At 51.8% G+C, this 19328-nt stretch carries 16 protein-coding genes and 2 tRNA genes; 9 read left to right on the top strand and 9 right to left on the bottom strand.

Features of this window, described 5'->3' with window-relative positions; genetic code table 11:
- Entirely contained in the window at positions 1–1206 is a 1206-nt protein-coding gene (locus PYRFU_RS03370; protein WP_014026230.1) for an ABC transporter permease, read from the top strand.
- 55 nt (positions 1207–1261) lie between these two features.
- Here PYRFU_RS03370 and PYRFU_RS09855 read toward each other — a convergent pair whose 3' ends face one another.
- Together PYRFU_RS09855 and PYRFU_RS03360 are read right to left on the bottom strand one after the other, a co-directional pair.
- Positions 1262–1936 (bottom strand): ParB N-terminal domain-containing protein, encoded by a 675-nt coding sequence (locus PYRFU_RS09855; RefSeq protein ID WP_014026229.1) that lies wholly within the window; start codon positions 1934–1936, stop codon positions 1262–1264.
- A 174-nt stretch (positions 1937–2110) separates the two neighbouring features.
- A complete protein-coding gene (locus PYRFU_RS03360; RefSeq protein ID WP_244403869.1) occupies positions 2111–2908 on the bottom strand; it encodes an HD domain-containing protein in 798 nt (265 codons plus the stop codon).
- Positions 2909–3186: 278 nt separating this feature from the next.
- On the opposite strand from PYRFU_RS03360, the gene PYRFU_RS03355 reads away from it, so the two are divergent.
- Positions 3187–3264 (top strand) — tRNA-Arg (locus PYRFU_RS03355).
- 175 nt (positions 3265–3439) lie between these two features.
- On the opposite strand, the gene PYRFU_RS03350 is transcribed toward PYRFU_RS03355, so the two are convergent.
- Entirely contained in the window at positions 3440–4570 is a 1131-nt protein-coding gene (locus PYRFU_RS03350) for a glucose-1-phosphate thymidylyltransferase (RefSeq protein WP_014026227.1), read from the bottom strand.
- 74 nt (positions 4571–4644) lie between these two features.
- Between PYRFU_RS03350 and rfbB the strand changes: the two genes are divergently transcribed.
- From rfbB to PYRFU_RS03335, 3 genes are read left to right on the top strand one after another with little or no spacing between them, the layout of a single operon-like run.
- On the top strand, positions 4645–5643 hold the full coding sequence (gene rfbB, locus PYRFU_RS03345) for a dTDP-glucose 4,6-dehydratase (RefSeq protein WP_014026226.1): 999 nt from the start codon (positions 4645–4647) through the stop codon (positions 5641–5643).
- A gap of 49 nt (positions 5644–5692) precedes the next feature.
- The gene (gene rfbD / locus PYRFU_RS03340) at positions 5693–6592 is read left to right on the top strand and encodes a dTDP-4-dehydrorhamnose reductase (RefSeq protein ID WP_048191504.1); all 900 of its coding nucleotides are present in this window, start codon (positions 5693–5695) and stop codon (positions 6590–6592) included.
- Positions 6593–6605: 13 nt separating this feature from the next.
- Positions 6606–7661 (top strand): glycosyltransferase family 2 protein, encoded by a 1056-nt coding sequence (locus PYRFU_RS03335; RefSeq protein WP_014026224.1) that lies wholly within the window; start codon positions 6606–6608, stop codon positions 7659–7661.
- A gap of 70 nt (positions 7662–7731) precedes the next feature.
- On the opposite strand, the gene rfbC is transcribed toward PYRFU_RS03335, so the two are convergent.
- Positions 7732–8295, bottom strand: coding sequence for a dTDP-4-dehydrorhamnose 3,5-epimerase (gene rfbC / locus PYRFU_RS03330; protein ID WP_014026223.1), 564 nt, complete (start codon positions 8293–8295; stop codon positions 7732–7734).
- A gap of 176 nt (positions 8296–8471) precedes the next feature.
- Here rfbC and PYRFU_RS03325 point away from each other — a divergent pair.
- Positions 8472–8549 (top strand) — tRNA-Arg (locus PYRFU_RS03325).
- 257 nt (positions 8550–8806) lie between these two features.
- Here the strand turns inward: PYRFU_RS03325 and PYRFU_RS03320 are convergent.
- The 4 genes from PYRFU_RS03320 to PYRFU_RS03305 form a co-directional block, all read right to left on the bottom strand.
- Complete coding sequence (locus PYRFU_RS03320; protein ID WP_167827822.1) at positions 8807–10348, bottom strand: alkaline phosphatase family protein; 1542 nt, start codon at positions 10346–10348, stop codon at positions 8807–8809.
- A 173-nt stretch (positions 10349–10521) separates the two neighbouring features.
- Positions 10522–11484: an FkbM family methyltransferase gene (locus PYRFU_RS03315; protein ID WP_014026221.1), complete on the bottom strand. Its 963-nt coding sequence runs from the start codon at positions 11482–11484 to the stop codon at positions 10522–10524.
- 5 nt (positions 11485–11489) lie between these two features.
- The gene (locus PYRFU_RS09850) at positions 11490–12665 is read right to left on the bottom strand and encodes a glycosyltransferase family 4 protein (protein ID WP_014026220.1); all 1176 of its coding nucleotides are present in this window, start codon (positions 12663–12665) and stop codon (positions 11490–11492) included.
- 171 nt (positions 12666–12836) lie between these two features.
- A complete protein-coding gene (locus PYRFU_RS03305; protein ID WP_014026219.1) occupies positions 12837–13256 on the bottom strand; it encodes a transcriptional regulator in 420 nt (139 codons plus the stop codon).
- A 159-nt stretch (positions 13257–13415) separates the two neighbouring features.
- On the opposite strand from PYRFU_RS03305, the gene hcp reads away from it, so the two are divergent.
- From hcp to PYRFU_RS03290, 3 genes are all read left to right on the top strand, one after another.
- The gene (gene hcp, locus PYRFU_RS03300; RefSeq protein WP_048192312.1) at positions 13416–14747 is read left to right on the top strand and encodes a hydroxylamine reductase; all 1332 of its coding nucleotides are present in this window, start codon (positions 13416–13418) and stop codon (positions 14745–14747) included.
- Between the two features lie 269 nt (positions 14748–15016).
- Positions 15017–16978, top strand: coding sequence for a molybdopterin-containing oxidoreductase family protein (locus tag PYRFU_RS03295; protein WP_014026217.1), 1962 nt, complete (start codon positions 15017–15019; stop codon positions 16976–16978).
- Positions 16979–17112: 134 nt separating this feature from the next.
- Positions 17113–18330, top strand: coding sequence for a hypothetical protein (locus tag PYRFU_RS03290; protein ID WP_167827821.1), 1218 nt, complete (start codon positions 17113–17115; stop codon positions 18328–18330).
- A gap of 79 nt (positions 18331–18409) precedes the next feature.
- Here the strand turns inward: PYRFU_RS03290 and PYRFU_RS03285 are convergent, their stop codons facing one another.
- Positions 18410–19312: a metallophosphoesterase family protein gene (locus PYRFU_RS03285; protein ID WP_014026215.1), complete on the bottom strand. Its 903-nt coding sequence runs from the start codon at positions 19310–19312 to the stop codon at positions 18410–18412.
- Positions 19313–19328: the final 16 nt, after the last annotated feature.

The raw sequence follows: 19328 nt of genomic DNA, 5'->3' as shown, positions 1-19328 counted from the left end.
GTGAGTCTCCGTCTCCTCCTGTCGAAGGAGCTGCGCATGCTGGCAAGAGAGCATATGGTCGTCCTCTCTGTGATACTGCCGCTGATATTGTACTCGTCGATGGGGCCCGTGATAGGAGGTATCGCGGAGCAGGCGAGAGAAACGTGGCAGCTGAAGGGCGTCGTGCTGGCGATAGTCCCCGGGGGGCCCGATGAGGAGAAACTCGCAGAGATGATAGCAGATGCGCTCCGCGGCCGTGGCGTCAATGCGAGTGTTGTGCGGGAGGAGCCGTTGAAGCTACTAGAGGAAGGGTATACGGCAGTGGTGGCCGTACCTAGAGGGTTCGTCGCCAACATAACAAAAGGTGTAAACGCGACGCTCGTGGTCTACGTTGCCGGTAGCCCGGCTCAACTAGTCCGCCTAACAAGCCTGACACCAGCAGTCTCGGCCTTCATTACCAAGGTGTTGAGCGGCGCGGAGGCACAGCGCCCGCGCATCAATGTGGACCAGTACGTGTACGTCTCGGGTAGGCTGTTCACACAGGATGAGATAGTGAGGCTCACGGGCACAGCTACAATGCTAACCTACCTCCCGTTCTTCGTCATATTCCCCGCTGCGAGCATAGGCGCCATAATGATGGGCGTCGAGCGCGAGGAGAGGATGCTAGAGGTTCTACTCTCGCTCCCTGTGCGCCGCCGAGACATATCACTAGCAAAGGTAATCTCCAGCCTAATCATAGCCTTCATGACCGCTGCAAGCGCCACAATAGGCCTCTATAACATGCTACGGGGTATGAAGACAGAGGCTACGCTCGCCCTGCCGGGGTACACGCCGGAGATAACGGTAGTTTACATCGCAGCCTTGCTATCATCAGCAATATTCACAACCACGGTGATACAAGTGTTGTCGCTATTCGCCGAGACCGTGCGCGGCGCACAAGCAACCACGGTTATAGTAGTGTTCCCGATGCTAGGCGTCGTGCTAGCGAGCATAGCCGGTCTACCGTTGAACCCAGCGATGTACGCAGTACCCTTCATGTGCATAGTCTACGCTGCATACGCGCCACTAATAGGCATCATGCACGCCACCATATCGACAATAATACAGGCACTCGAGGCTCTCATAGTGCTAGCTCTGCTGGTGAAGCTGCTAAACACCGAGATAGCAATAACCGGCCCAGCCATGCTCAAGAAGCTCCGTGAGAGACTGTCAAGGAGGGGCCGGTGACGAAGCTCTTCCAGACGGAGAGGGTGACGAGAGAAGCCCGGGACCGAGGCCCACTCTAGAAGAGGCGATCTAGACGCACCGGCGCCCTAACCCCCTTGTAAGGCGTTACATGCAACGTGCTCTTTGGTGGTAGCGTCTCACCTCTCAAACCGACAAGCCTCACATGCTCCTTGCTCAACGGCGGGGGCCTCACAATAACCATGCCACCACCCCTCAGCCGTGGGCTGTGCACACCCCGGGCAGCATGTACACTATTACCGTGATCTATCCCGAGCAAGCCAGAGTATCGGAGAGCAAGATAAGCGCTAAGAGCATCGCGATACACAACTCTACGCCCTACGCCAGGCGACTCAATAACAACGGGGTGCGGCCCCCGCGAGGCGTGAGCCACGAGGACGGCCTCCAGAAGATCCATTAATCTCTCTGGGTTTTCGGCCCGGAGGCTCCACGAGCCAGCCCCTATACCCTCAACATCCCTACTGTAATCGAGGAGGATGGCGGGCGCGTATCTTGTGCCAATCGCGCGCAGCGCGTTATACCTATGATGACCGTCGATTATGACGAGGGTCTTCTCGTCAACGAGTATAGGCTTCTCGACTACACGTGAGGAGAGAATAACGCGAGCCATACGGGTGACACGCGCCGGGTTAACCTCTTCGTGGACGGACAACTCCGATATGGGCACTAGGACTACGTCCTTGCCGCGGACGCGTAGGTTAGTGGGCTTCAATATCGTGTCACCCTAGAAGCTCCTACTCTTGGCGATTTTTGCACACGGTTAAAACTAGGGATGCGAACGCAACAAATCAAGCATGGAACGGGTTCGATGGGGCTCCGAGTCGGGCGAAGCAACGTCACCACTCAGCAAGGGGTTCTCTCTTCATCGCCCTGTACCCATGTAGCCTCAAGAGGGGTGTATCCTTAACGGAGGCTCGTCGCCAACACCCAGATACACCTCGAGATAGTCACCTATGCTGCTAGTAGCTATCTTCTTCAACAGCACTTCCTCGACCTGGAAGAGGCCAGCATAATCGTTCGTGTGTATCGTTATGGATATCGGTCGCTCCCTGCCCTCGCTTATCTCGACACGCTTCACGCTAAGCGCGGAGACGGCATGGATGTCTATCTTTCCTAGCTTGTAGGGTATCCTAGCGCGCCCCTCGGCAATGTCGAGACCATCGCCAACCTTAACAGCGCCAGCCTCTACACTCAGACACTGTACGTCATAGGCAGTAGCGTATATTGCGTGCATAACCTCCTGGCGTATCTGGTACGTCTTCTCGTTAAGCCCGCCGTACAGCTTCTCTAGTATACGGTCTAGTATGGGTGCAGCCAACAAAGCACCAGCGAGCTCATGGTTATGCCTGTGTACACTATTGCCAATATCGTGCATCAAGGCTCCTAGGAGTACGACGAGCCGCGCCTCCGAGAGATTATCTACAGTACCGTCACGCAACGTGGTAGGCTCAACACCAGCCTCGACAAGCCTATCGAATATCTCGAGCGCAGCCCCAGCAACAATAGTCGCGTGCACCGGGCCATGATCGTTATAGTGTAGCCTCTTCACGGCCATCACGTTACTCATGCGGAGAAGCGCTCTAAGCTCATGGTCACTCATCGCTATCTTCCAAGCCCTCTCGAGCAGCTGGTCTCCACGCAGCTTAACCTTCACAAGCTCCGGGCTAACCACTACCCCGCCCAAGGCACCAGCCTCAACGCAATAACGGGCAAGCCTTGGCGTAAAGAACAACACGGCACCACATACACCGGCAACGCCTCAGTGCCAGGGAACATCATCACCACATCGGCCTGGGGGCTTCAACTCATCACAGGCGGAAACCACGAATGAGACACGAGCTCCGAGACCAACACGCCACGTAAGCTGCCCTCCCGTGGATACATCGACACGCTCGACGGCAAAACAGTAGCCTAGAAACGCCTATAACTGGGAGTAGTTATCTCCGGCCTCATGGAGTGCGTGGGCCCGTCGTCTAGCCAGGATAGGACGCCGGCCTGCGGAGCCGGTAGTCCGGGGTTCAAATCCCCGCGGGCCCGCCAACCCAAACACACCCTCCTACACTATGTCACTCTCAGCGTTGCAATGGCCCGGGGTTGTTCGTACAGTTTTCCGTCGCGCACCCAAGGTAAGACGAGGTATGGAACCTCTCCTTGTAGAAATCGTTTATGGATTGTGGCCTAGGCACTGATAGGCATGGTTTTGACGGGCATGTACTCAGTCTATTGTGATTCGTGCCCTGTCGCCCACTAGTAGCTTCATTCTGTTTGTAGTTCTGTGTGCTAGGATCTCGCAAGCTCTGCCAATCACACTGTCTTCTAGCTGCGCCTCGCCAATGTCTATTGTCGTGCCTTCTCCCATGACGAGCGTGTTTACGAGTACGCCCGATTTCAGTATGGTGCCCTGCTCTAGGCTCACATAGGCTTCTAGTCTGGCTCTGCTCGAGACGAGGCTCCCCCGGCCTATGTACGCGGGGCCCTTGATGTCCCCCTCGACGACTGCCCCCTCCTCGACTATAACCTTGCTTGTGGTTACGTTGCCCTCTACGCGGCCGCGTATAACCGGCTCTTCTATGGCGTCTAGCAGCATCTGCATGGCGTCCAGTAGGCCCTCTGGAGTACCTATATCCTTCCACCACCTCGATACCACGCTGTAGCCTACGCGGTACCCGCGATCGATGAACTTCTGGATGAGGTCTGTGATCTCGTATTCGCCCCTCCACGAGGGTTTCAACTCCCGGAAGAGCTTCTCGACAAGATCAGAGTCGCGGAACATATAGACGCCGACCACAGCGAGGTTTGATGGTGGCTCCCTAGGCTTCTCTACGAGCTTCACGATCCTACCACTCTCGACAACCGCGACGCCGAACCGATGCGGGTCGGGCACTGGCGCCAGGAGGACATAGACGTCGTAGTCACCCTCGATGAAAGCCTTGTAGTGGGTCTCTAGCTTCTCAAGGAGTATATTGTCGCCCAGGTACACGACGAGCGGGGAGCCGCTGATCCCAGCCTGCTCTATAGCGGTGTGTATGGCGTGAGCTATGCCTAGGCGCTTCTCCTGGTAGACGTATTTAGCCCGGTAGCCCTTGTCCTCGAGATACTCGCGTATCATGTGACCCAGGTACCCTACAACAATGACAATGTCTCTAACCTGTATAGACTCGAGGTGTTGCAACGGATACTCTATGATAGCCTTGCCGAGCAGGGGGACTAGGTGCTTCGGCAGCGAGAAGGTTATGGGGCGTAGCCTTGTGCCTTCGCCTGCAGCCGGGATGATACCTACGCTCTTCTCCACGCTACAGCCCCGTACAATCCCCGCACCAGCTCCTAGTATCGGTACCTCGTGCATTGACGTGACACTAGCAAACCAAGAGGTATAACTGGAGTCTTGGAGGAGATGGGCATGGTACCGGTGAAATCTAGATGCGTGTAATGGTGCTTGGCGGCGCAGGCTTCATGGGGAGCAACTTTGTCGAGTTCCTCGTTAGGAACGCGCGTAGGGCAGAGGTGTTGGTCTACGATAAGCTGACCTATGCGGGGCGCCTCGAGAACCTAAGGGATGTCCTAGATCGCATAGAGTTCGTGAAGGGCGATATTGTTGATGAGAGGATGCTAGGGGAAACGGTGCAGCGCTTCAAGCCGGAAGTCGTAGTGAACTTTGCTGCTGAGACGCACGTCGACCGGAGTATAAACGAGCCGGCGCCCTTCATACGCACGAACGTCCTCGGAGTATTCACAGTGCTAGAGGTGCTACGCAAGTATCGTGACGCGCTATACGTCCACATCTCGACCGACGAGGTCTACGGAGACCTCTCGTGGACCCAAGAGATGGCTGACGAGACGTGGTGCCTGAGACCCTCTAGCCCCTACTCGGCTTCTAAAGCAGCGGGCGACCTCTTCATAACGGCATATGGACGCACGTACGGCATAAACTACACAATAGTCAGGCCTTGCAACAACTACGGTCCACGTCAGCACCCCGAGAAGCTCATACCAAGGACTATCATCAGATTACTGCTAGGAAAGCCAGCCACCATCTATGGCGACGGTGGCCAGGTGCGTGACTGGCTATACGTGCAGGATTTCGCCGAGGGCCTCTACACGGTGATAAAGAAGGGCGAGTCACACAGCATATACAACATCTGTGCGCATAACTTTGCGAGCGTGAGGCAGATTGTCGAGATGATAGTAGAGATGATGGGTCATGATCCCAGCGAGAGCATAGTCTATGTCCGCGGTAGGCCGGGCGACGACCGCAGGTATGCAATGAAATGTGACCGCGTTAGAAGCCTAGGATGGACGCCAAGAGTAGACCTACGCGAGGGGTTACGGAGGACAATAGAGTGGTACAAGTCGAACCGTTGGTGGTGGGAGCCCATACTAGACGAATACGTGCTTAGCGACACGCCGTGGAAGCTCTAGCCGGTCAGCGCTTATGCCTCTGCTTATGCACCCCTAGCGGTGAGTGTACGTGAGGATACTGGTGACTGGCTCCTCCGGCCTACTCGGCCACAAGCTTGTAGGACTCCTCGAGCACAAGGGGTTCGACATCATAGCACTCTACCGTTCAAAGCCCCCCGCGACGTGCAGCGAGTGCATCAAGCTGCAACTCGACCTGACCGAGCCCGAGAGGCTCGTAGATGTAGTGCAAGAGCATAAGCCCGATGTAGTGTTCCACCTTGCCGCCTTCACTAATGTCGACGCCTGCGAGAAGGAGAGGGAGATGGCATGGAGGGTTAACACGCTCTCGACAATCGCGTTGGTTAGGGCCTCGGTGCGCGTCGGAGCCCGCATCGTATACATCTCGACGGACTACGTGTTTGACGGGAGACGCGGCCAGTATCGTGAGGATGACGCCCCATCGCCCATCAACTACTATGGCTTGACGAAGCTCGCGGGAGAGACACCCGTACTCGCAGCTAACGGTGTAGTCGTGAGAACGAGTGGAATCTACGGCAGCGGGCCGGGCAAGAAGACCTTCCCGATAGTCGTTATCGAGAAACTAGGGAGAGGAGAGGAGATACACGCAGCCATAGACCAGTGGTACTCCCCCACACTCAACACTCTCCTGGCGCGTGCGCTGCTAACACTCCTAGAGAAGCTGGACGAGGCCGTTGAACACGGGGTTTTGCACATCGCCGGGTCGAGAGTGAGTAGGTATGAGTTCGCACTCATGATAGCCGAGAAGTTCGGGCTGCCAAAAGACCTGGTTAAGCCTGTAAAACTCGAGGAGCTGCAGTTCATCGCGCCGCGTCCGCGAGACTCTAGCCTAGATGTTACGCTGGCGCGGCAACTGGTTGGTAGCGTGCCATTCTGGGATCACGAGGCTGCCCTAGAGGAGCTTAGGAGGGAGTTAAGGCAGACAGGCTAAGGGGCGGACAACAGTGCCGTACCCCAAGGTCACGATAATATGGTTGAACTACAACAGCATGCCGATAATAGAGGATGTACTTGCATCCCTCGAGGGCGTCAAAAACCTAGACTATCCTAACTACGAGCTCATAGTGGTTGACAATGGCTCAACGGACGGCAGCTACGAGAAGGTAAAGAGCTTCATAGAGGAGAAGCTCGGAAGCCGCGCCAAAATACTCCGCATGAATACCAACCTAGGCTTCACCGGCGGCGTCAACGCGGCCTTCCAGGCACGCGATCCAGAATCGAAATACGTCATCCTTCTGAACAACGATGCCATGCCCGAGCCGGATAGCGTAACGCGGCTTGTCGAAGAGATGGAAGCGAGACCATACCTTGGCGCAGCTCAAGGTATAATACTTGATCCCAGAACCGGATTGATAGACACAGCTGGCGAGTACCTAAGTGAGTACATATTCGGCGCCTCTTACCTCCATGGCAAGCCGCCGACAGCTATGAAGAAACCAGTCTACATAACCTATGCCTACGGTGCCTACTCCATCTGGCGCGTGGAGGCCGTGTTGAAAGCAAATAATACAAACCGCATGTTCTACGATGAGCTGTTCGCCTATTGCGACGATAATGTTCTTGGGCTTAAACTGTGGCACGCCGGGTACCGGGTAGCATCCTTCCCCTTCATAGCGGCGAGACACTCTAGGGGTTCGACATTTGGGCGCGTCAAGCCATACCGTGTGTACCTCAGCGCCAGGTGCTGGTCCTTCCTCTACCACGCGACCAACATAACCACCAAGGCTAAGCTAGTCATAAGGCTACTCTACACCAGGAAGCTGTTCACAGTGCCGCTCGCAGTCAAAAACCTAGGACTATTCAAGCAGTTCTTGAAAGCGTGGCGTGACGGTAAGAGGATAGCAGAGAGGGTCGTAGAGAAAGAGGGGCGCATAGACATCACCAAGGCGCCTCTCATCAAACTCAAACCCATTGACATCGCGAAGCTACTTGTGGCGGCGAGGCTGTTGAAGGTGGATAGGAGGGTTGTAGAGGAGAGGTTCAGCCTCGAGGAGACATGAGTATATGGGAAGGAGGGAGGAGCCTCTCCTACAACACCATGTTAACAATGGTTTGTGCTGTAATGTGATACTAGAGGGGGTAGTCGAAGTTCGACTCAGCGTCTCTAAACGACGGGCACCTCTTATCCTTCTCGCTAAGTATCACGTTGTCCCTCATCGGCCATGGTATACCCAGGTCCGGGTCATCCCAGCGTATGCAACGCTCATGGCTCGGAGAATACTCCTTAGTCACCAGGTAGAGCACAACACTATCCTCGAGCGCCTGGAAACCGTGGGCAAACCCCGGAGGAATCCAAAGAAGCAAAGGCTTATCCTCCGAGAGCTCCACCATCACATGCTTCCCGTACCAAGGCGACCCCCTCCTAATGTCAACCGCTACATCCACAATCCTACCCCTTAGTACGGTCACGAGCTTACCCTGCTCCATAGGCTTCAACTGGTAGTGCAAACCCCTAACAACACCCCTCCTCGAGAAGCTCACATTAACCTGCACGAAGTCATACGGCACGTTGTTAGCAAGGAAATCAGTCCTCTTGTAAAGCTCCTGGAAGAAGCCACGCTGATCGTGAAACCTCACAGCCTCTATCAGAACAACGTCGGGTATATCGAGACGCTTAAAGAGGCGAAAAGGCATAACCGGCCACCAGACACGAGCGGCACCAACAACATACTAAAACAATCCCGGTGCGTTTCGTTGATTGATAGCATGCCAACAGAGTGCATCATACGTTGTAATGTACGTTATAGGCTTCGGGTGCAAGACTGCTTAAAACTTGGATATCTGGAACAGTGAGTGATGGAGAAGGGGGAGGGCCCGTAGCTCAGCCAGGATAGAGCGCCGGCCTTCGGAGCCGGTGGTCCCGGGTTCAAGTCCCGGCGGGCCCGCCACATCTTACTCGTAAACGTGTTGCTCTTGCAATATCATGCTGTAACATGACTTGAAACTGTATGCGATTACGAGTTGTATTTATCTTTTCTTGTTGCACTTTGCGAGAAGGCTGCTTCTGGATCTCGGACCTCTCTGTTTGAAGCATCATCCGTGCCTTTCGAGGATTATAACTATTAACAATCTTCCAATTGGCGCTAAGCAGGAGTGTAGACGCGCTTCGCTTGCAATTTATTGAGGAGTTACTTGTATGATATTCTCATGTTGGTTTATCCGGTCTCAGCGTTTGTCTTAGCTTCATGCGGAGTCTAAGCTTAGCATAATATGTTGGGTCAACATGTATGGGCTCCCTATCTAGTTCCACTATTTCTCGTAGAACACGTCCTTTAATATTAGATGGTATAGGCAATCCCATGATGTACATCAATGTTGGTGCAACATCTGTCACATGGGCTTTGATATTCTTCTTCTTGACTCTCGTGCCATCCACGATGATTATACCTTCCATTCTGTGGCTTCCGGTATGCCGAGGAGAATAGACGTCATCCTTATAGATAGGACCCTCGAGGCTCTTTACTACCACACTCTTCCAGTCATTAACGGCAAGTATTATATCCGGCAATTTTTCCACATATGGGCCATCATATATCTCCTCTTTCAACCAGTATCTTATTCTCACATTACCGTTGGTATTCTCTTCGATCCATCTAAGCGCGTCAACAATCTTTTTTATTATATCATCGCGCTTATCGCTAAACTTGCTATTGACAAATACGCCCCCGAAGGGTATTGTGAACTCAGGTATAATGACTAAGCTCGCATCAATGTCTAAATGTTTGTTGATGCTTCTAAGTTGCTTATACATCTTTCTGCCTACAGTGCGGGCTCTTTTAGGAATAATATTACGCAGTTTAGTGTGTCTTACAATGTCAATTATCCTGGCTAGCAATCTTTCTTTGCTGCTCAATCTACGTATCTTGATAAGTCCCTTAGCTTCAAACAACTTGACGATGTTTAGTACTCCCCAGTGTGGTCCAAAACCATGATCAGAGACTATTATCACGATGTCAAAGTTGTCCCTAATCTTTCCGATATACTCGTCTAGGATCGACCAGAGTTCAGCAAAACGTCTTCGGTAATACCCTACATTAGGAACTCTACGATGCAGAGGATGGTTATTATCTATAACATGCCACATTCTATGTTGAAGCCAGTCCGTAAAGGAGATGACATCTACGAACAGATCCCATTTAGCAAGGCTGAGGGTATGGTTAGACACCCGTAGCTTTACATTGGCTGCTTTCTCGATGTGCTCAAGGAATAAATCAAGGTCATTATACTCTATATTGTTGTAACTGACTATTATGTTATACTCGCCTACTAGCTCGCGAATGGTATTAATGTAGTCCTCTGGGTATGTTGTGACCTTACCACCCCACGATGATACCATGATACCATTTACCTGGTAAGCCGGGTACAGAAGCGGGTAGTCTAACACTGCAACTTTATAACCAATTAATGAGGCATAATCCCATATAGACCTTCCTTTATAATCCTTTGCAGAGACTAGTTCCAGACTATAACTACTCGTATCAATGACCTTAAAGAAGTCAATTACGCCTGTTTCACCAGGTGTTAAACCAGTTGCTATAGAAAGCCAAGCAGGTGCGGTTACCGGCGGTATAAGTGAAATTAAAATGCCACTTGCTCCTCTCGTTGTAATCTCCTTTAAATTTGGCATATAACCGTCGTTAATTAACCAATGTAGTACGTGCCAATTACCACCGTCGATACCTATCAATGACACACGACTACCGTCATGTAAAAGCATTGCTTTTATCTCCCGAAAGTAGCTCTCGAGAGTTAACTAAAACTATAACCTTTAGGCGGCAAGTTAAGCATCGCCTTCGATGCGAAATATTATCGCTCGTGTTTGAAGGACGATACGTATCCAGCATCTAACTTAATAAAGCCTTAGATATTTTGTCTTCTAAATATATACTTGGGATTGTTAAACAACATTGCCAACCTCTGTCTTCTAGTAAATGAGGATTTAACTATCAAGTCATACTTCATAAGCCTTAGTCTTATTTTGTCCAATTCTAAGTCTTGTTTTGCGCAAATCAGGTGATGTCGCGTCAATATCTTGGACATAAGCCTGTTATGGGATACGGGGATAATCCCAGCTTTCTTGTCGAGCCAATATAGGTTGTAACCATGTCTATTTAGCAAAGCGTAGAGTTCCTTTGGGCTTGTACCAAGCTTAACCATCTGGCTTGGATGAACCTCTAAGATTATATACTTACATGTGTCCAGATAATTCCCGAATCCCTTGAGAACCTTATACTCTGCTCCCTCAACATCTATCTTTACGACATCCACTTTGCTTATCCCTTCTTCTTCCGCTATCTCGTCAAACCTTCTTACTTCAACAACTTCAAGCTGCTCTGCTTGTGAAGGGTTAACAGCTAGTGTATTCTCTCCGGACAAGCGCCCTCTAGGAACACCTAAAACAGCTCTACCATTCTCATCCGCCAATGCTACCTTGTAAAGCTTAACATTTGTAAGTCTATTTGCTAAGATGTTCACTCTTAAGACGCGGAAGTTCGTTTTACTAGGTTCAAAGGCCATGACGAGTCCGGATTTACCAACTTTTGCAGCTGCAATCAGAGTGTAAAAACCAAAATGAGCCCCGACGTCGACAACAACATAACCATTCTTAATAATGTGTGAAAAGAACAATTGTGCTAATAGTTCTGTTCCAGATCCATACTTGCCAGTGGTGTAAAGCAGAAATCCCTGAGAGGAGTTAGAGGGATCGAAAAAGAACAATTGATTATCATTAACTTTCACTGCTACAAAACCCTTGGGTATCAGCATTTTGTTTAACGTGCTTCTTACAAACAGGTAAGCTCTTGACGCAATTAGCTTTATCACGATACTCACCTTGATCCAGTAACAGTCTCATACACTTTAAGATGCATTAAGACTGATTTCTCCCAAGTGAACGATTTTGTTCTGGTTATGCCTCTACGTATAAGCTCCGCTCTCAATTCATCATCTGCAAGTATTTTATAAACACTCATTGCAATTTCCTTCACGTCAAATGGGTCAACAATCAGAGCTGCATTATCAGAAACTTCTACACATGCATAAACGCTTGATGTCACCACTGGACATCCACAGGCCATAGCCTCAAGGATGGGCATGCCAAAGCTCTCATGTATGCTTGGCATTACAAGTACTTTAGCGGCACTATATAGGCATGGGAGATCGTCTCTTGAAACTACCCCGGTAAAGATGATATCCCTAGGGTTTAAACCAAGGCTAATAGCGAGGCGTAATATTCGCTCTCGGGGCTGTCTACCGGCAATAACGAGCTTCTCTTTAATTCCAAACTTCCTCTTAAGTAGAGCATATGCGGCAACTATCCTTTCGACGTTCTTCACAGGTTGATAATTGCTCACGTGAAGGATGTAACTATCACCAATTTTGTATTTGGCTAGGATATGGGAACATTCCTTCCGCGAACGAGGTCTATACAAATCAGTGTCCACACCATGGTGTATTACGTATATACGTTTCTCTGGTATTCCTAGGCATTTCATTAGGACATTTTTCTCCGACCAAGAAGGAGTGATAATGGCATCTACTAACGCTATTCTTGAAATGATATTCCACAGTATTTTCTTCCTAACATCATATAATACTCGTTTAGTACTGCAATATTCATGTGGACATGGCATGCTTCGGGCCATTAGCTCGTGACGTGCTGCACAAGTGTTGAAACCGTGTAACGTCACTACGACTTTCATTTTGCACATTTTCGCTTTAAGTAAGTCATACAATCTTGGGTAACTGCCGTCTCCTAGGAAGGGTATATGTAGAACTATCCTATCGTGACCTTTATCCTTACAAGCTAAGCCTTTAAAATCGTTAATGTGTATGAAAAGCAACTCAATACGTGATTTTGCAATCCTTCTAATGCCTTCAGCTAAGTATCTTATGTAGTTGGAAAATGAAGCTGGAAGTCTGTCCTTTAGCATTATCAAGATTCGTAATTTATCAGTCTCGGTATTGTCCGTGGTAAACCTCCTTATATCGTACCTCTGCTTCAATTCCAGCAAAACCCTTGACGCCAGTAAGTATAAATTGTAGTATAAGCCTAACCGTGAGAGGCCACGTTATGATATTCGATATGATATTCGATTGGGCCTTGTGCTCACTAAGCTGGCTTATCTATGGGTTGCACGGCTAAGGAACAGACGCTAAACTGTTGAGGAAACAATTCAATTTGCTTCTAGTGCTTGTTTTGCGGTCGGAGAATTGAAGAGTATTATACATGTCTTGCATTTTTTGGGATCTAGTCCGGGGTCTATGGTTGCATGGAGTTGGCATGCGTAGCCTCGCCTGAGCACCTCGAGGGATATGCGGACTAGGTGGTAATGTATCTGGTATTCGTCTGGATGACTTGATAGTATCTCCTGGGCTAGCTGTTCCAGCTCGGCGTCTATGTCCGGGTAGGGTTTGAGGTCTAGTGGGGCTCCTCGCTCGGCTGATAGGTAGCGTGAGACTGCCGACTGTGTTATGTGGAGTAGCTTGGCTATCTCTGTCTGGGTTAGGCCCTTTTCGCTGAGCTTCTCGACTAGCCGCTTCCTGACCGATGGGTAGACGTAGCGGTAGGCTACTTCGAAAGCGTTCGTCTTCATACCGTGCTCCTATACTTGGTCGACGCCTGTGGGGTTTCCTGTGTTTCTTCTACCGGGTGTGCCAAGTGATGTTGGGGCTCCCGGAAGGTTTTACACATAGACGCTTGTATGACACGTGTCATAGATGGAGGAGTTGCCTTGAGCAGCCAGAAGATACTCATGAGATGTGACCAGTGTAGTATGAGCCTAGCAGGCGGCTGTACCATAAGAGGTGTTTGTGGTAAAGACCCGGATCTCAACGCGCTCCAGGAGGCCCTCATCTACGGGCTTAAGGGCGTGTCAGCCTACTACTACCACGCCTATGAGCTGGGCTACAAGGATGACGAGATAGGCGCTTTCCTCGCCGAGGCGCTGTACACGACACTAACCAACGTGAACTTCGACAAGAAGCGTTTCATCGAGCTGATACTTGAGACGGGCAGGATACACCTCAAGACAATGGAGCTACTAGACAAGGCGTATGTCGAGACGTTCGGGGTCCCGACGCCAGTCGAGGTTCCCACCGGAACCGAGGAGGGGCACGGCATACTCGTAACCGGGCACTCCTACAAGGCGCTATACGAGCTGCTCAAGCAGATCAGGGAGATGGGTCTCGAGGACGAGATAAAGGTCTACACGCACTCTGAGATGCTCCCAGCCCACTCTTACCCGAAGCTACGCGAGTTCAAGGCGCTCTACGGCAACTGGGGAGGCAGCTGGGTCTACCAGAGGCAGGAGTTCAGCGAGTTCCCCGGCGTGATAGTAGCTACCAGCAACTGTGTCGTGCCACCACTCAAGCAGTACGCGGACAGAATCTACACCACGAGCGTCGCGGGCCTGGAGGGTGTGCCGCACATAGGCGACTACAACTTCGAGGCGGTGATAAAGCATGCGCTCAAGACGCCGAGGATGAAGAAAGTAGAGGGCGGTAAGATTGTGACCGGCTTCCACCACACCAACGTGCTCCCACTGCTAGACAAGATAATCGAGCTGATCAACGAGGGTAAGATACGCCACATATTCGTCATAGGCGGGTGTGACGTACCCAACCCCAAGATGGGCTACTACGAGAAGCTCACACAGATGCTACCGAAAGACACGATAATACTCACGGCTGCCTGTGGAAAGTTCCGCTACAACCGCCGCGACTATGGCACCATAGAGGGTATACCGAGGTTCCTCGACTTCGGGCAGTGTAACAACGTCTACTCGATAATAGTGCTGGCTGCCGAGCTGGCAAAGAGGCTCGGAAAGGATCTCAACCAGCTACCGGTAACCATAGTGCTAAGCTGGCTAGAGCAGAAGGCAATAGCGATACTCTACACGCTCCTATACCTAGGCATCAAGGGCATATACATAGGGCCAAGGCCGCCAGAGTTCCTCACACCAAGCGTCTTCGAGGAGCTAAGGAAGAGGTTCGACCTTCGCCTAATAAGCACCCCCGAGGAAGACCTGCCAAAGATGCTAGCCAAGGGTACAACGCTCTCCGACGACTCCCCGCTATCCGCCTAAACGCTAGTATACACGCAGGACTCTCTGCACGAATCTCTCGTTTTTCCCTACTCTCCAGTCCACTCAACCATCGTGACCCTCTTCCTCTCCCTCTAGATTGGGGTGGCCACGCGGCTAGAGAACAACTAGAGAATAGAGTTGCTCGACTCTCAGTCGGGGTAGCTGGCTCTCGGTCCTGAGTCCCTGTGAGATACTCGACCTAGGAGGCGCTCTTAGCACGGGCATGTGCCTAGAAGCGCGGCGGGACCACTTATTCGTGGGTAAGTCTCTTGGCCGATAGTGTCTATCGCGTGGTTTGCCCGAGAGACTGTTACGACACTTGCGTGCTCCTCGTGGAGGTGGAGAATGGCGTTGTTGTGCGTGTTCGTGGTGATCCCTCTCACCCGGTGACGAGGGGCGTTGCGTGCCCGAGGGCAGCGGGTGACCCACTCCGGCTTGTTCGTGGTCGGATAAGGTACCCCTACCTGCGGGTAGGTGGTAAGCCGGATGGCAGGCTCGTTAGGGTGTCGTGGAGTGAGGCTCTGGATATCGCGGCGGCTAAGCTTAGAGAGGTGCTCAGGGAGTATGGGCCTAGCTCGGTACTCCACATAGACTATGCTGGTAACATGGGTATCGTGACCTGGTACTATACTCGTCGCTTCTGGAACGCCATAGGAGCGGCCTCTACGGACTACAGCCTCTGTAGCAACACGGGACACGAGGCTATCGGGCTACACTATGGGCTTAGTTATGGCGTTCTGCCCGAGGAGTTCGAGAAGATGGAGATGATAGTCTTCTGGGGTGTTAACGCGGCAGTCAGCGCCGTACACATGTGGCTCCTGGCGCTACGCGCTAGGAGGGAGAGAGGCAGCCTCCTAGCGACCGTCGACCCCCGCGTAACAGAGACGGCTCGCGCATCGGACATCCACCTAAGGCCCAGGCCAGGGACGGACGTCGCGCTCGCCTACGGGATAGCGAGACACCTCATAGTCAACGATCTGGTCGATAAGGAGTTCATAGAGAGGTACACCTACGGGTTCGAGAGGTTCGCCGAGGAGGCGATCAAGTGGACCCCGGAGAGGGTGGAGCGCGTAACCGGCGTACCCAGGAGGCTCATGGAGAGGTTCGCGGAGGAGTATGCCGCTCGTAAGCCGAGCGTGGTGTTCATAGGCATGGGGCTGGCGAGGACGCCAAACGGCCCCGACATTATAAGGGCGGTTTCACTCCTACCAGCGCTGGTAGGCCAACATCGCGGCTTCTACTACAGCAACAGTAGAGGATGGCTCGTAAACCTGGCGTTAGTCACCGGGGAGGCCTATGGCGCGAAGCCGGCCAGGATAGTGAGTATGGCGGAGCTTGGCGAGCTGCTCGCAAGGGGAAAGTTCCACTACGTGTACATCTACGGGGTTAACGCGGTGGAGTCCCTGCCAGCGTCACACCTAGTAGCGAAGGGCCTTGCAAGGAGCGACGTGTTCGTGGTGGTGCACGACACCCACTGGAATACGACAACACGTTACGCTGACCTGATACTCCCGGCGCCAACGTACCTAGAGAAGACGGACCTCCCTCTCAGCTATAGCCATGCCACGCTAACCCTAAGCAAGATGGTGGTAGAGCCTCTCGGAGAGAGCAAGGCAGAGTATGAAGTGATATGGGAGTTAGCTAAGAGACTAGGTGTTAAAGACGAGTGGCTCTACGAGGACCCGTTAGACACCATAACCAAGGCGTTGGAGGACGCGCTCCAGGAGGGGAGCATAAGAGACCTGCTCGAGGGAAGACTAGTAAGGCTACGCCAGAGACCCAGGGACGAGTACCAGACCCCCACCGGCAGGGTAGAGTTCTACTCGACTAGAGCCGCGAAGCTAGGCCTAAACCCACTCCCCCAACACCGGGACCTAATCCTAGCCCCCGACGAGTACATACTCTTGACCGGGACGCACCCCCTCTACACCAACAGCCAGTTCCGCGAGACGTACGGTCCGCACCCGCCAGTAGTCCACGTGAACCCCACCGACGCGAAGAGAAACGGCATAAGAGAGGGGGACAGGATAGCACTCTACAATGATCATGGCGAGGTGCACTTAAAGGCGCGTGTGACGGACGCGGTACCCGAGAAGACGCTATGGACGACGCGGCACGTAATAGGCCTCAACGGGAAGCCGATAAACGTGCTCGCACCGCCATCGAGGCACATGATAGGAGGAACGCCGATACTCAGCGCGATAAAAGTCAAGATACGAATCCTTGCCTAGTTCCCGGCTATGCGTCCGTAGCGTGGCTAGCATCGTAGATTACAGGGTATTGAACAGGAAGATTTCGGATGCTAATAGAGGATTTGAAGGGATTTCTTGTCTCTCGTGGGCTCATTAATAGTGTAGGTGGTGGTATGGAGAGGGCTGTGGAGATAGCTGGTGCAGTGCGCGCCGCCAGTTTGACACTCGCAGTTATTGTACTCGTGCTTATCGCGGTGGTTACTGGCGTCTTTGTGTACATCTATACGACTGGAGCTTCTAGCGAGACGGGTGCGAGTGCGGGCAAGGCTGTCGTGGTTATGCGTAGTGCGGCTACAGTAGAGGCTGTTAAGGTGGGAGCAGGCTACCTAGAACTTTATGTTCGTGGGCTCCAGGGCGAACACAAGATAGATGTTATCTACGTGTATAACGAGCATGGCGACTTGCTTGCAGCTATCGGCGTCAATCCTCCGATCAAACTAGAGCCTGGCGAGGTGAAACGTATAGTCATACCGCTTGTGATGTTGCATGGCGAACTGTTCCAGACTAGTAAGATACGTATCGTGCTTGCGACAAGTAGTGGTGTTGGTATTGCTACTGGAGTGGTAGACGCTGTAACACTGAGGAAAGTGAAGCCCATCGTCATAGGCTTGGTTGCAGGACGTGCAGGCGAGTGTACGATAGGAAACCTTTGGACAGATAGCAACTATATCCACTGGGTGTATGTCGACCTAATCAAAGGAGAGTACAAACTAAGGTACATTGACGGTAGTTATACTGTTGACGCTCAGGGAAGAGCAACGATACTAGTCAATGTAAGCGTATTAGATCTTAGCAGGCTATTCTGGACTGAGCGGTATAACCTAGGCCCGGTAGTGGTGTTCATAAACCCGTATAGTGCGAGTAAAGACTACACGGTTAGAGTCATAGACATTTATGGTAACGAGTACGTGTTTGACATGAAAGCTCTGGTGCAGGACTCTCAAGAGGTAGTTATAGACGCACTTATACTATGGGAGGATCTCTGGTGGCCTGGTACAGGAGAATCACTCGATAACTATGTTGACCATGTTGTACGATTCACGGTGTTTACTAATGGAACTGCAAGAATAGAGGTTGTAAGAGCTTCGGGATGCTATCTACACATGTTCATGTTTAGCTCGTCGCTACCAGACTTTAACAGCGTGCCGAGAATAGTTGACGAGTATGTCGCTAATGATTACATGCTTCCGCCTGAATATGGCGTAGTGTATGTCAAGTCTCATGCTGCTGTTGTTCCCGACGATATATTGAAGCATGCTATTTGGGATCCGGTCAGGGGTGTATGGGTCAAGGATTGGCCGCCAGTGTTTCACGTCCACATATTACAATGAACAGTGCAGCCATAGCCAGAATGGCGTTTGACGTTAGTTAGTATTTTGGAGGCTGTATGAGGAGTGTTGCGCGGAAAGTCTAGGCTCTAGAACTGTGTCGAGTGCACTTTGTATATGGTTCATTGCTGGTTGTGTGTCTTGTGTTGAAACTTATCCGGGCATTCTTGTCACGGAGATTTTGAACCGCTTCCTCAAGTTCTCTTAGTAGGTCATCACTGGTTGACACTGGAAGCGGTTCGCGTGGCTGCGGGTAGCCACGATATATCACGGCTTCTTTCAATTTCCTTGTCTCTACACGCTTTATCATGATCTCGTCTTTCGTGACTTCTATCACGTTGAGGGAGGGCGGGACTCCAGCCTTCAAGCGGAGTGTTGTCGCGGTGCCAGCGTGTAGTATCACCATGCCGTTTATCTCCCATAGCCATGGTACGTGCTTGTGCCCCGAGAGGACTAGATTGACACCCATATCGAGGAGTAGTTTCAGGAAGTCACCCGCGTCTACTGGGATGTTTCTTTCTCGCCCCGTGCCGGGCACTGGTATGAGATGGTGGTGTAGCGCAACGATGCGGAAGCCTTTGCAGCGGCTTAGGTTTTGTGAGACTAGGTCGTAGGCCAGTCTACCTATGTGCCCGTCGTCCACGTCGGGCTCGCTGGAGTCGACGCCCTGGATGCACACCCCGTTGTACTCTAGGATGGGGAATCTAGAGCCGAATACCCTCTCGAACACAACGTATCCCATGTTCCTTGCGTCATGGTTGCCTGGGACCACCAGGAGCTTCTTTGTATCTAGCTTGGAGAGGAGCTCTACAACCCCTCGATACTCGTGCACGTAGCCGTTGTCAGTCAGGTCTCCTGTGATTACGATAACGTCGGGCTTTACGTCGTTAACGTAGGCTATGACGTTCTCTGCAAGGTCTTTCGAGAAGTGCGGGCTGCCGACGTGTATATCCGACAAGTGTAGTATTGTGGTATTGGTGTGCAAGGCTCCCCCATGGTGA

The sequence above is a fragment of the Pyrolobus fumarii 1A genome, assembly GCF_000223395.1.
GTDB lineage: Archaea > Thermoproteota > Thermoprotei_A > Sulfolobales > Pyrodictiaceae > Pyrolobus > Pyrolobus fumarii.
Note: the sequence above shows the minus strand (reverse complement) of the source record. Positions and strands in the feature narration are given on the sequence as shown.

Excerpts from the sequence above, each read along its gene's own strand:
- PYRFU_RS03350 (WP_014026227.1), bottom strand. The coding sequence starts at position 4,570 with ATGCACGAGGTACCGATACTAGGAGCTGGTGCGGGGATTGTACGGGGC.
- rfbB (WP_014026226.1), top strand. The coding sequence starts at position 4,645 with ATGCGTGTAATGGTGCTTGGCGGCGCAGGCTTCATGGGGAGCAACTTT.
- rfbC (WP_014026223.1), bottom strand. The coding sequence starts at position 8,295 with ATGCCTTTTCGCCTCTTTAAGCGTCTCGATATACCCGACGTTGTTCTG.
- PYRFU_RS03305 (WP_014026219.1), bottom strand. The coding sequence starts at position 13,256 with ATGAAGACGAACGCTTTCGAAGTAGCCTACCGCTACGTCTACCCATCG.
- hcp (WP_048192312.1), top strand. The coding sequence starts at position 13,416 with ATGAGATGTGACCAGTGTAGTATGAGCCTAGCAGGCGGCTGTACCATA.
- PYRFU_RS03290 (WP_167827821.1), top strand. The coding sequence starts at position 17,113 with ATGGAGAGGGCTGTGGAGATAGCTGGTGCAGTGCGCGCCGCCAGTTTG.